The sequence below is a fragment of the Deinococcus hopiensis KR-140 genome (genome assembly GCF_900176165.1).
Lineage (GTDB): Bacteria > Deinococcota > Deinococci > Deinococcales > Deinococcaceae > Deinococcus > Deinococcus hopiensis.
Map to the genome: position 1 here is coordinate 157278 of NZ_FWWU01000002.1, position 13037 is coordinate 170314.

The following is a 13037-nucleotide window of genomic DNA, read 5'->3' on the forward strand; positions in this document are numbered from 1 at the left end:
GAAGCGGTCGGAACGAATGAAGGATGGAGGGCAATCCGCTCTGCTGTTGGGCCCACAGGGCCAGGCGGCACGGTCAATCTGCCCCGAAATACTCGCGAAGAAGCCCCGCTTCAAACGGCGAGACGCGGTGCATCACAGAGGAGAGAGCCCGTCCCGCCCGGTCCGGGTGCCGCTCGAGCAGGGTTGCCAGCAGCCATTCCAGTGGCTCAGCACGAACGTTGCCCTCTGACCTCCAGCGCAACCACAGGTGGAAGAGGACCGGGACGCGCTCCACCTCCTGATCGGCCAACCGCTGGACGTGGGCCATCATCTCCTCCACGTCTGCCAGAGGACCTACTGGTGCAGGATGAATCAGGATTTCTAATGCGTGCACGAAAGCGAGGTCTGTGCCCCCCATTCCCCTTTCCTTTCTGAGCCGTGGGGCCCATCTGCGTAAGCAACGGGGCCTTTAAGCTCGTCTTCCCGAAGTTCAGCGAGCACCTCGGCCAACTGGCCTTCCAGTCCCTCTACCCCATCCCTTACCGCTCAAGAACTTTTAGAGGTCCTTCCTGACGATTGTATAGCCTCATACTCTGCTCATGTTGCTTGGAAGTTGTCCGCTTTTAAGACAGCTCTGAAGGTGAGCTGGAATTGGGCCTTTTGGGGCCCCCCGCACTTCACAGATTCGGCAAGTTCGGAGGCGAGGTCATCGGCGGGCACTTCCACATATGCCCGCGCCGTATTTTCGTTCGAATGCGCAAAATCTCGCGCTCGCTTATAGAGCAGGGTCCCATTGAACTCCCGGTACGCATGAAATCCTGAAATCATACGAACCGTCGCCGCGTATGCAGGGACACTCCGGAATCAGGGGCTCAGCTTCCGTGCTATCGCCGCCCGGCTCGAAGCCTACGGCTTCACAACTCGCAAAGGCGGCCCATCGACCGCTATGCAAGGTTAAGCGTTTACTGGACAGACAAAAATTACCCGCCTCAGACCCAGCTGCATTTGAAAGGCGGACAAAATTCATTGAGGGCCGAGAAGCCTGTCTATGACGGTTCTTTCGGATGGATATTGCATCGATTGGCGGGTGGTGTGCCGGGTGAGGTACGCAGCGCATAAGCGCTGTCGTCCCAGCAAGATGGTCTTCTTGCCTGGGGGCCGATTCTTATGGGGGACAGAACCACCGAGATGAGCGAGCAACTTCACTTCCGGTGTCTCTAAGGTCTCGCCGAGCGTGAAGACAAAGGCAGCGGCGAGCCAGGCCATGGCGACCAGGGTGCGCAGCGTTTCGAACTGCAGGACACGAACCTGTTCCCATCCCAGCGCGGTTTTGGTCCAGGAGAAGACGTCTTTGGTGCTCCAGCGCCTCAGATAGCGTCGTACGACCTGCCCGGCGTGAACGCCGGGCGAGACGGGCAAGCTCGTGAGCAGGGTCCAGCCCTGTTGTTCGCCTGTGGGCCGTGTGGGGAAGTGCAGATGGAGCGCGTGTACGTGGAGTTTGCCCTCGTCCACCCAGACCTCCTGCGCCCGGATCTCCGCTGGGGTTGGCCGCCAGCTGGGCTTCCCCTCCCGCAGGACGGGGCGGGACATCGCGAAGGTGTGTGATACGGGAGCAAGCTGCAACGCAGCTTGCAGCGCACGGTTTTCCCCCGTGGGCTGCAGACGAACGCGCCGCTCAACATGCTGTGCACGAATGACGAAATCGACCTTGAGCCGCCTCCGTCGCTTCATTACCTTCAGGTCATCGAAGCCTCGGTCCAGGACAAAGATAATGCGCACCACACCCACTTCGCGCAGTGACCGCGTGATCTGCCTCAACGCTTCGAGCACGACCGCGTTCTCACTCAAAAAACCAGGACTCCGCGTGCTGTACGTGCGGTGATACAGCAGGCTTTGACGCCCCTATGGCGTTGAGGGTGTGGTATCCAGGAACGAGGTTGCCCTTCAGATCCCGCACCACATCCAGATGTTCCAGTTTCTGGCTGTGGGGCTTGCGGAGGTCTGAGCCATCGAGAACCACCACCACTTCCGCCTCACCTGCGACACGCTCTGCTCCCTGGGTCTGGAGCCGCTCGGTCAACGTCTCCGCATTCAGCTCGGTCCGCTGATTCTGGTGATGAATTAACCGTCGCAACCGGCGCTCAGCGTGGGGCGTCACCCCCATACTGGGTGTGACCCGAGCCATCTGCCGTACCCGTGTTGACCCACTCGCCAGGATCCCAGCGACCGCGCCGCAGAACCCCGCAAAGAGCCGTCGATCACCAAACAGACTCCGATACGGCTGGACAAAAGCATCGAGTCCAGCCACTTCCACCGGCGCTGACACCCTCATCCCCTGAACATGCAGACTTTTGTCCGGCTTTCAAGCTGCATAACTTGACAAGGAGTGAATACCGCCCTATATTAGAGAAATCAAGGCGGCCTCTGGGCCGCCTTCTCCTTTTAGTTTCAGGCACCGTACTGGGTCCTGACCGAGTCAGCCCTTGCTGCCCGCACGCCAGCGCCCTCAGGGCGCTTTTCTTGCGTCACAAGCAATTCCACCCCGGAATCTGAAATTGGAGACGTCCAAAAAGCTCACCTTGGGGCGGGCCTGAGCGTGCCTCGGCTCCTCAGCCTGCCGGAAGCTTCTGATGCTCGATCTGAGGGCGCCGACACGAGGCCAATCGAGCGAAGTAGCTCGCAACATACTTCTCGTAAACGGGTTCCAGTTGTTCGTCTAACCACGAATCGTCGAATCTATGATCCCGCGTGAAGGCGCTCAAGCCCTCACTCTTCCGCCCGTTGTTCTGTTCAGCCTGGGTGGGACGTCAGCAGGGGGTAGGGTTCAGGGCCTGCGCCACCGCCTTGACGCCGCTGGTGCCGAGGTTAAGGCCGAGCGTTCCGTCAGCCACGGCTTACCAAACGCCCAGCAGGAGATCAATGGTGGGATGGTCAAGGTGCTCGAGGCCCCTGCCACGTGTCCATCTCGGCAAAGGTTTCCGGACAGACCCCAGTGCGTCGACGAAACTGCTTGCGATTCATCTTCAGTGTACGTATCAGACGGTAGCCCTCCACCCTGCCAGCTTAGTCCACAAATTTCGCAAGAGGTCCATTGAGATGACAAACGCTCTAAACCTAAGTTTCTACAGGGATTCTGCCTCTTGAAACCTCTTTTGTAGCAGTCCATACCTTCTATCGGACCATTGTACGGCCGCCTACGCATAGCAGGGCGCTCCTCTTTTAACATCACCTCGTCGATCCTCCGCTCCAGCTTGAATGGGAGCGTGATCGCTCTTATCTGGTGGGCAATCATCACTGTAGGTGCTTGCTTTCTTTCATTGTGTCTTCCTTGTTCTGGAAAGGAGTTTGTATGCGTAAAGCGTTGCTTTCAGTCACACTTCTGCTGTCGGGCGGGGCCATCGCGGGTGGGGGCAGCACCGTTCCCTCGGGAAACACCATCGCCGCCATCGTTTCGAACGATCCAAACTTCAGCACGCTCCTGTCAGCCGTGCAGGCTGCCGGGTTGGTGGGGACGCTCAGCAGCGCCGGTCCCTACACAGTCTTTGCGCCCACGAACGCCGCCTTCGCCAAGGTTCCGGCTGGTCAGCTGCAAGCCCTGCTGAACAACCGCGAACAGCTGCGCGCCCTGCTGCTCTACCACGTGGTTCCGGGACGGGTTGCGGCCGCGCAGGTCAAAGGCCTGAGCAGCGCCACGACGGCACAGGGGGGCACGCTCAACGTCAGCACAATGGGCGGCAAGGTCATGATCAACGACGCGACCGTGACGCGCGCGGACATTCGGGCCAGCAACGGCGTCATTCACGTCATCGACACCGTGTTGATGCCCTGACGCCCGGCGGCTGTCCTTGACCTCCTCCCCCGCCCGCAGGCCCTCTGTCCTCCGCATGAGGGCTGCGTCCGTTCTTCGCGATCTGGCTGCCCTGCTGGTCTTGCAGACCTGGGCCGCTCAGGCGCAGCCAGTGACGCAGATCACCCTGCGGCTGAGCGCTCCCGAACCCCTGATGACGGCGGGGCAGGTGCAGAGGCCCCTGCTGCACCGCTCCTTCTCGCTGCGGGTAGGCACGGTGGGCCTGAAGGGGCTGACCCCTCAGCTCAACCGGATCTATGCGCGGGTGGAGGCCCGTCGGCCCCGCGAGATCCGCTTCTCGCGCTCGGGAGACCAGTGGGTGGCACGGGCACAGACGGGATGGAAGGTGGACCGGGCTGCCACAGAGGCCCAACTGCGGCGCGCGCTCGCTCGGGGTCAGATGACCAGTCCAGTAGTGGTGCGGCTCCAGGCTCCGGCGCGCAGCGTCCGCTGGGCACACGCGCAGGGTCTGCGGCACCTGGCAGGAGAGCAGACCCGCTTCACGGGCAGTCCAGCCTTCCGAGTGCAGAACATCCGCCTGGGGTCCGCCCGAATCCACGGCACCTGGGTGGCTCCGGGTCAAGCGTTTGACTTCAACGCCAGGGTCGGTCAAATCACTCCGGCGCGCGGCTTCGCCGCTGGCTACGTCATCCTGGGACCCACCCTCAGTCTGGAACCAGGCGGGGGCATCTGTCAGGTCAGCACCACGGTGTTCCGGGCTGCGTACCGGGCGGGACTGCCCATCACCGAGCGGCACCCCCACTCCTACCAGGTGGCGTACTACGGGACACCGGGACTCGACGCGGCGGTGTATGCACCCACCAAGAACCTGCGCTGGCTCAATGACACGGCGCGTCCCATCCTCGTGCAGGCAAGCTGGGACCTCCAGCGCCAAAGCCTGCGCGTGGACCTGTTTGGCCGCCCAGATGGCCGCCGCGTGTGGGTGGGAGCGCCCCACGTTTCGGACACCCGGCTTCCGGCTCCTCCCACCTATGTGGCCGAGCAGGCGATGGGCCTTGGCGAGACGCGCCGGATCGATATGCCCGCATCCGGTGCCCGCGTATCTGTCGTGCGGCAGGTGCGCTACCCGGACGGCCGGCTTCGGCGGTTAGAGACCGGCAGCGTCTACCGGCCGTGGGGCGGCGTCTTTGCCGTTCATCCTCAAGACCCCCGCCTGCGGTGAGGGGTCACGCAGCCGGACGAGCAGTGCCCAGTGGTCGCTCGGCACGTTGGGGACTCGCCTCCCCGCGTTCGCTTTGCTGGGCGCCGCCGTCTGAGTAATCTCCTGAGCTGTACTTCAGGAATATTCACATGCCAAACAACAGCCGTCCTGAACGTGACCCAGTCCTATAGGCCTGAGCTCTCAGGGGCAAACGGTGCTGCGTTGAACCGCTGGCTCTGGGATTCACGAGTGGCGCCGTGCCCCCATTTCTCCGCCAGCTTGAAGGGCGGCCGCTCCTTCCCTTCTCTGGCCCACAGCACGAAGTGGTTTCAACAGCGTACGGGTCCGTAGATGCCGTGCTAGACGGCGGATGCGTACTCCTCCGAATTTCGCCGAAGTACAGTTAGAGGCGCTCTATTCCCTTTGCGCTCTCGCTACGCCCGGAGAGTCACCAGGGGGTAGCGCTCGGGTCAAGTGGATATGCCGCCACCGCACCCTATCCCCCTCTTCATTGTCGACGTCGAGGGTGGAAGTGGCTGTTGACGGGGCCTTTGCTCCAAAAGTCCTCCAGGCATCAGCCATCCCTTAAACACGCGCACCGCATCAGGCCCTCCGGGTGAATCTCCCACAGGATGGCCTGGAGTTTCTTCTGCTCCCTGGGTCTTGCGGCCCAGTACGGATCAGCCCAATCCAGGTCCAGGCATCGGTTCCAGGCGGTGCTCGCGCAAGGCATTGAGGACGTGCCTGAACAGGCTTCTAGGCTCTGAACCCAGCGAGAACGGTCAGTAAAAATTTGCAGAGGCGTTTGTAAGCGCGGGAGCTCTCGTTCTTTCCCTGGTCCTTTACCCCTCAAAGAGTTCTCGAGGCACCTTCCTGACGGTCCTGAGGCCTCATTTTTCTCTCATAAAAAGTTCTTCGAATGGCTACTCAAGCTACCGTCGAAGGCTCCTCTTCTGCACCCTCCCACACCTCAAAGGTCTGCGAGTTCGGAGGCGAGGTCATCGGCAGGCACTTCCACATATGCCCGCGTCGTATTCACGTTCGAATGCCCCAAATGCCGCGCCACCCGCGCAAAATCACGCGTTCGCTTATAGAGCAGGGTCCCGTTGAACTTCCGGTACGCATGAAATCCCGCCCACGTCAGCCCCTCCGCCTCCATCAACCGCCGCAGGTGATAGACCGCCCCCGAACGGTACCGGAAGGTAAAGAGCCGGCCATCCTTGCCTTGCCCTGCATGCGCTCGCAGCGCGTCCTCCAGCGTTCCCGACATGCCGACAATGCGCCGTTTGTCGCCTTTGCCCCTCACCGTGATCCGGCGGTTCACCGCGTCAATATCCTTCCAGGTCAGCGTCAGGGCTTCCTCAATGCGCAGTCCAGCGTGAGCGGTCAGGAGGATCAAGACGCGCAAGTCTGTCCGGTTCTCACGTTCTGCGGCCGCCAGGGCACGGTGAACGGTCGTCTCGCGGTAGGGTGGCCGTTTGCTGATCGCGTCCGTGCGGTCCCGCGGCTGCTTCACGTCCTCGAACGGATGCGCCTCCGTGGCTCCGGCCCAACGCAGCGCGGCGTACAGGGCGTTGGCGGCCGCGACGCGGGAGCGTACCGTTGACGCGGCTTTTTTCTGCGGCGCATCTGTGTTGGCTGTCAGACTCGCAATCCAAAACGCGGCGTCGTTGCGCCTGGGCCTCAGGAGGTTCCAGGCGCGTTCCTCCGCGTGCGTGAGAAATTGCCGCACACCCGTGCGGTACGAGCGCAGGGTGTGCGGGCTGAGGGTGATGCCCACCTGGCCGAGGGTGGTGAGGTACGCGGCCGTGAGGTCCCACAGGACTTCCGCGTTCTTGTCTCTCGCGGCTTCCATCGCGCGGCGGCGGAGTTCGCTTTCGTGGAGGGAGACCCAGGCGCTGGCCTGGTCCAGCAGGTGGGTGCGGCGGAGGTCGAGGGACTGGGAGGAAGTGATGGGGTCTCCCCTGTTGGTCATGGCTTAGATGATAACGGCACTTATCGTACAAAAAATACATTGGGCGCGCCAATCAGAATTTGACGCAGGCGGGCTCGGACAGTTCATATGTAAGTGACTGCTCAGCAGGATCCTGAGCAGCGCAAGGGAATGAGGTAAGGTGAGGGCATCTCCGACGTGACCTGCCCAAATTGCGAACGGCCGAGGGCGCGCATCCGCGAGTTGGAAGCACAGGTCGCGCGAACCAGGGAGACGTCCCATCAACCCCCAGCCGGGACCAAGCCTGGGGGAAGAAACCCAAGAGCGAACGCCCCTGGAGCGGTCACTCTTCTGGTGGTCAGGTCGGCCACCCAGGAACCACCTTGAAGATGAGCCCTTCTCCCGACAAGGTGGTCGTGCTGCCTGTCACGGGAACTTGCGCCTGCGGGTAGCGCTGGAACGAGGTCAAAGTGCACGACCTCCTGGCGCGGCAGGTCTTATTGGTAGTCCGTTGACTCATGGTGGGGGTGCAGGCAAGTTAGGGAATGGAGACCCAGCAGTGCATTCCTGACCCTCTGGAGCAGTATTGCCAGCTGTTCGACCAGACGTTCACGCGTCCGACCCAGCGGGCCACGTTCCGAACGTATCTCCAAGGCCTGCTTCTCGGAGCGGAGCGTCACAAAATGGCGACTGGGCTGGCGAATAGCGAACCAGGCAAACCGGGGAGTCGACACAAAGATGCGCAGCGTCTCCAATGGTTTTTGTCTGAGAGCACCTGGGATCCGGAAAGGTTGAATGACATGCGCCTGGCCATGCTGCGAACGCTCACCAGCACCGCGCCGTCACACGGCGCGGTGCTGGTGATTGACGAGATAGACGACCGGAAATACGGCACGCACACCGTACATGTGGGTCGGGAGTACTTGGGAAGTTTGGGCAAGGTCGACTGGGGCATCGTCACCGTCCATGTGCTGTATGACACGCCCAACGCGTATGTTCCCTTAAAATTCGTGCCCTATACGCCAGCGCATCCGGATCGACCGTAAGACCAGCGAGCCTGCGTTCAAAACCAAGCCCCAACTTGCCCTTGAGCTGATCGACGCTGTCCGGCCTGACTGGCCGTTTCGAGCGGTTGTTGCAGACAGTTTCTATGGACGCAATGAGGTGTTTCAGACGCACCTGGTCCGTCAGCACATTCCCTTCGTACTGGCGCTGCATACAGCGCCGGAGGCCTGGCAACCTCTCCTGCGCACGTATGCCGATGGCCATGAGGAGATCAAATGGGTCGCCGAGCTTCAGGGCGGCCCCTTCGGGCCGCGCCAAACCTTGCGGCTGATTGTCGTCACACCGGACCCGGTCAACCTGTCAGAGGACCGCACGGAATACCTGATTTCGAATCTCCGTACCGATGAGCAGGACACCGTGGTATGGCGCGCCAAGACGCCGCCTGCGACCCTTTTGGAGATTGCCTTGCTCTACGCTCGGCGTCCCCGGATAGAACAGGCGTATCGCGAGGTCAAGCAGCATCTGGGCTGGACACACTGCCAGGCACGCTCAGATGTGGCGCTCCGCTGTCACTGGAACCTCGTCTGCGCCGAGTTCTGTTTCTTACGCTGGTCAACCGAACAGTCCACGGATGACGATCCCAGGACAGGCCCGCACAACGATCAACAGCCCTCAGCGGCGGCTGAGCCGCCGACTTGGAGTGCCGCTTTGCGTCGCGTTCGCTCGTATTTGGAACCCTTCGTTTGGGTGTGGAGAGCGTGGCGTGCCTTCACGACGGCCGAGCCACCCAACACGCTACGCGCGTTGCTCAGTTCTGTGGGACGAGGGCAGCCCCTCTCGCTCTATGTCACGTAAATGCCGTCCAGAAGGGCTGTCCTCTTCGGAGTCAACGGACTACCACCAAGCAAGCTTGAAGCGATTCACGTCGCGTCTGGTCGGTTCTGTGCTTCTCGCATGGGCCCCGGCGTCGCGCTTGGCTCAGGAGGGCGGGTACGCTGACCGCCCAACAAGCAGGAGCAAGCCCTCGCTGCGGCCTTCCGCAGCATGGTCGTTCCTATCGCAACGCAAGACGCTTCCTCCGCACCTGCTCAGTATCTTCGGATCCATGACGCGTGCCCGCTTCACGCTCTGCATCGCTGCATCCCAGATGTACACCAGACCCTCCTGGACGCGCGCTTGCCCCTTCCCAAGGCGTACGCCGCTGACAGCACCAGGCACGGTCGTCTTGCTCGAGGAGTTCTGCTTCGTTGTCGGGGTCGGGGTGCACCAAAAGCGTACGAGCGCCGCTCAACCCTCCCAATCTCGTCCTTCAGTGGTTCAGGGTCTCCTGGATGTTTTGAAGCACCTGCGTCATGGCCAGCGGTCCCCGAATGCGGTTCCACTGCTGGTTGTCCGCAAAAAAGACCCGCTGTTTCTTGCTCACCCCGAGGTTTTTCAGCAGCGGATGGCTAAACCACTCTTTCTCGGCGTTGGCAGGGGTATTTTCGTTGTTGGCGATGGCAAATACAAAATCCGCGGGGATGGCTGGAATGCCTTCCAGACTGATGTCGCCCTGCTGCGCATCGTTAGCTTGGGCCAACTGGAACCCCAGCTCGGTGATCAGGCGGCCACTCACATTGGCACTGCCGATCAAGGTTGGGTTTATCCCGGCGTTCATGCGGGGGAATCCCACCAACAAGGCCCTCGGGGTGCGTTTTGCGACAGGTCTCAGCAAGGTTTTGGCCAGCTGAAGCTTTTTCTCGAAATTCACCACCACCTGCTCCGCACGTCGTTGCTTTTTAAAGACCTCTGCCAGGGGTTTCAGGTCTTTGCGCCACATGGTGCTGAGGCCTGCATTGAAGTCGTTTCCATCCAGTAACACGGTCGGGGCAATCCTGGACAGCTGGGCATACACCTGCTCGTGGTAACTGACCTGTCCAACAATCAGGTCAGGTTTCAGTGCCAGGATAGATTCCAAGTTGGGGGCTTCGCGCGTCCCGAGGTACACCGGATTGCTTTTCACAAAGCGCCCGAGGTAGGGAATGCTGGACTTTTCAACTACCTGTCCGATGGCCCCCAGTTTGAAGCTGCCCACCTCAGCGTAACCTGCAGGTTGCAGGTCGAGGCTGAGCAGCAGGTCCAGTGCGTATGGGCTCAGCACCGCAATTTTCTTCGGGGGCTCGTTCACGGTGACTTTGCCCAACTGGGTCTGAACGGTGGTTTGTGCGAAAGCTGCTCCAGACAGGAGAGCCAGGGTAATCAAGTGCTTCATGTCATGCTCCTCAGGTCATTCTTCGGGCATTTCTTGCCAAATGGATAGAGATAGGGTGCGCCGATGACGGCAATCACGATGCCCACTGGGTTTGTGCTGCCACCACCCGGAAAGAAGACGGCCCGACCCTGGTGGTTGACGGCGAGGACCTGGTACTTGATGAGGTGACCGCGAAGTGGTGCACGGTGAACGCGGCGAGGACGCGAGCGACCTGCAATGTGCCTGCGGTACCAGAAAGCCAGCGCCTGTGCGTGACGTTTGCAGCGGGCACCGTGGCCTACCGTTGCCTGGCCTGGGGACACCCGGTCTTCCTGAAACGGAACGCCGTCGCCATCCACACTTCGCCCATTATGTTGACTGGAACTGCAACGCCACCGGGGAGAGCATTCACCACCGGGCTTACAAGACCCTGTTGCGTCAGCGTCTCCTGGATTTTCAGTCCGTGATCTTTCACCTGACCTGCCCCGACTGCCGGACCCCTGTGGCCCGCCGGTATCCCCCCGCCCGACAGCGCCGTGGACCTGGAAGTCCGACAAGACCAGTCGGTCTCGATCCTGCCGGCAGAGGGAGGCGGCCGGTTCTGCCCCGGAAAGACGGGTTGGCATCTGGGCGAGACGGAAGGTGAGCCGCGTACCCTCCGGTCCCCTGCCATCCATTGTGCACGCACACGCAGTACCACGGTTGAAAGGGCGTCTCCCGGACCACCAGGCGCGTGTGGGTCGGCACCATATGTCATGGTCGAGGGCGCACGCATGGTCAGACAAACATGGCAATGCGCCGGGGCAGAAGAACCGCTCCTGGCGCATTGCATCTTCAGCGCTGAACTTTTCCGGACAGGACATTGCTGCTGAACATGTCGCTCAGAATGCCTTCGAGGCCGATGATGCCGCGGCCCTTGGCCCAGCGGTCCCGATTGAAGGTGTAGATGCGGTTCTGCTTGGCTGCGGTGAGGGCGCGCACCAGGGGCTCACCTTTGAAGCGGTCGAAGGCGCTCTGATCCTCGTTGTTGTACAGGACAATCAGGGTGTCGGGATTCAGGGCCGTGAGGCCTTCCGGGGACAGCAGGTACTGCGTCTGGCCGTCCTTGACGGGCGTGGGGTTGTGACGGCCGGCCGTGTCCAGCAAGCTGCCGATATAGCTCCTGTCACTGTGCACGTAGAAGCCGTTCGGAGTCAGGACACCGACAACGATCTTGCCAGCTTTGGCGCTGCTGGTCGCCTTCACCTTGCTGAACAAGCGGGAGTGATCGGCCAGGGCCGTCTTCCCGACCGCCTCTTTTCCAACAATTTTGCTGATGATGCTGAACTGGTCGAGCTGGTCCTGGTAGGTGCCGCGGTAGGAACGGAACAGCAGCGTGGGGGCGATGCTGTTCAGCTGCGCGTAGATGCTCTTGTGGTCGTTCTCGTCAGCAATGATCAGGTCCGGCTTCAACGCCAGGATCTTTTCGAGGCTGGGTGCGTGACGGTTCCCGACGGTGGGAACGTTGGGTCCGTAGTACTTTTTGAGGTGAGGGAGAACTTCGTTGGCCGCGTCACCGTCGGCGGCAATTCCGACGGGTTTCACGCCAAGCTTGGCCAGTGCGTCCATGAAGCCGAATTCGAGAACGATGATGCGCTTCGGGGTGGTGTTCAGTTCGGTGGTGCCCGCCAGGTGCGTGACGCTGATGGCGCTGGCGGAGGTGGCGAGGGTCAGCGTTAGGGTAGCAATTCGTCGCATTGTTCTCCTACTAATCCGATAGATTTGCTCCGGAATACTAGGTGACAAAGATTGCATTTGCAACCTCACCAAAAGCCCACTGGTTCTTGGAGAAGAGATTTTCCAGCGACAGGACAGCTTCTCCAGTCGGTCGTAGGTGCGCGGCTTGTGTAGCGCTTGACGCTGTGCCAATGCGCCAGCGCTTTCAGAATCAACGGAATACCACTATTGGTACGCCGTTGACTGGCAGGAACCTGATGGATGGCGCCCGTGTCTCTGGGGTCAGCGCGGTACGGAAAGAGTGGGAATCCACTGTGTTCTCCAGCAGTTTCAGACTCAACGGAGTACCAATTAGACCCCATTTCATCGTGGTCATCCACCGCGCAAGGTGACCCACCTTCCCCCGCAGAAGCCGGCGAGCACCCCGCGCCCGCAGAATGAGCCTGTTCAGCGCGGATGAGCGAGTGGAAATTGCCGAACACCCCAGCCCCATCTCAAGGGGCCAGGGTGCGCTTAAGCCGTTCCATGCTTCCCTGCCAGTTGTCCTGCAAGGCCCGCACAGCTTGATCAACGTCACGCACGCCGAGCGCTTGCCGAATGGCTTCGTGTTCGTTCAGGGATGCCTGACCGGAAGCCGACGCGTTGAAGTACGCCAACTCGATACGCCGAAGCTTGCGCTTCAGCACCTTCAACGCCGCCAAAAGCTCGCTGTTCCCCGATTTCGAGATCCAGATATCGTGGAAGCCCGTATCTGCTGTCACCGCGCCCTGCACGTCCCCAGCAAGAAGCGCTTGCCGAAGCTGCACGTCCAAGTCGTGGAGAGCAGTTTGGTCCTGCAGCGTCAGGTGAGGGAAAGCGAGGCGCAGGGCGAGGACCTCCAGCGTGGCGACAACGGGATAGAGCTCAGTGGCGTGAGCAGCACGAAGAGGAGCCACGCGCGTCCAGCGGTTCAGGGCTGTCTCGACGAAACCCTCGTCTTCCAGCCGCCGAAGCGCTTCGCGGACGGGCGTACGGCTGACGCCCAGTTGCTCAGCGATGTCCTGGTCGCGCAGGGGTTCTTCCGGCTGGAGGGTGCCATCGATGATCCAGGTACTGAGTTGGGTATAGACCTCATCCCTGGCGAGGATGCGGGTACGTTTGGACGCGGTGGAGGGAATGGGCATCT

The 13037-nt window shown here is 61.2% G+C and carries 9 protein-coding genes and 1 pseudogene; 3 read left to right on the top strand and 7 right to left on the bottom strand.

The genetic code is table 11. The features are described 5' to 3' along the window. Nucleotides 1–73: 73 nt before the first annotated feature. The 3 genes from B9A95_RS01405 to B9A95_RS34390 all read right to left on the bottom strand — a co-directional run bounded on the left by B9A95_RS01405 (nucleotide 74) and on the right by B9A95_RS34390 (nucleotide 2137). Entirely contained in the window at nucleotides 74–397 is a 324-nt protein-coding gene (locus B9A95_RS01405; protein WP_084045186.1) for a hypothetical protein, read from the bottom strand. 605 nt (nucleotides 398–1002) lie between these two features. Then, nucleotides 1003–1827 carry a transposase gene (locus B9A95_RS01410; protein ID WP_084045187.1) on the bottom strand — a complete coding sequence of 275 codons (825 nt, stop codon included), beginning with the start codon at nucleotides 1825–1827 and terminating at the stop codon, nucleotides 1003–1005. Beyond that, nucleotides 1820–2137 (bottom strand): hypothetical protein, encoded by a 318-nt coding sequence (locus tag B9A95_RS34390; protein WP_212648218.1) that lies wholly within the window; start codon nucleotides 2135–2137, stop codon nucleotides 1820–1822. The genes B9A95_RS01410 and B9A95_RS34390 overlap by 8 nt, the downstream gene beginning before the upstream one ends. 1191 nt (nucleotides 2138–3328) lie before the next feature. Here B9A95_RS34390 and B9A95_RS01425 point away from each other — a divergent pair. Both B9A95_RS01425 and B9A95_RS01430 read left to right on the top strand, forming a co-directional pair. Further along, nucleotides 3329–3808, top strand: a complete 480-nt coding sequence (locus B9A95_RS01425) for a fasciclin domain-containing protein (protein WP_084045189.1) — start codon at nucleotides 3329–3331, stop codon at nucleotides 3806–3808. Nucleotides 3809–3863: 55 nt separating this feature from the next. Next, on the top strand, nucleotides 3864–5009 hold the full coding sequence (locus B9A95_RS01430; protein WP_245808083.1) for a VanW family protein: 1146 nt from the start codon (nucleotides 3864–3866) through the stop codon (nucleotides 5007–5009). A gap of 949 nt (nucleotides 5010–5958) precedes the next feature. On the opposite strand, the gene B9A95_RS01435 is transcribed toward B9A95_RS01430, so the two are convergent. Further along, on the bottom strand, nucleotides 5959–6963 hold the full coding sequence (locus B9A95_RS01435; protein ID WP_245808084.1) for a tyrosine-type recombinase/integrase: 1005 nt from the start codon (nucleotides 6961–6963) through the stop codon (nucleotides 5959–5961). Between the two features lie 503 nt (nucleotides 6964–7466). Here B9A95_RS01435 and B9A95_RS36675 point away from each other — a divergent pair. Next, nucleotides 7467–8781: pseudogene (locus tag B9A95_RS36675) on the top strand (IS701 family transposase). A 454-nt stretch (nucleotides 8782–9235) separates the two neighbouring features. Here the strand turns inward: B9A95_RS36675 and B9A95_RS01450 are convergent. The 3 genes from B9A95_RS01450 to B9A95_RS01460 form a co-directional block, all read right to left on the bottom strand. Further along, nucleotides 9236–10177, bottom strand: a complete 942-nt coding sequence (locus B9A95_RS01450; protein ID WP_084045192.1) for an ABC transporter substrate-binding protein — start codon at nucleotides 10175–10177, stop codon at nucleotides 9236–9238. Nucleotides 10178–10990: 813 nt separating this feature from the next. Next, nucleotides 10991–11893 (bottom strand): ABC transporter substrate-binding protein, encoded by a 903-nt coding sequence (locus B9A95_RS01455; RefSeq protein WP_245808085.1) that lies wholly within the window; start codon nucleotides 11891–11893, stop codon nucleotides 10991–10993. Between the two features lie 473 nt (nucleotides 11894–12366). Next, on the bottom strand, nucleotides 12367–13035 hold the full coding sequence (locus tag B9A95_RS01460) for a GntR family transcriptional regulator (RefSeq protein ID WP_084045193.1): 669 nt from the start codon (nucleotides 13033–13035) through the stop codon (nucleotides 12367–12369). Nucleotides 13036–13037: the final 2 nt, after the last annotated feature.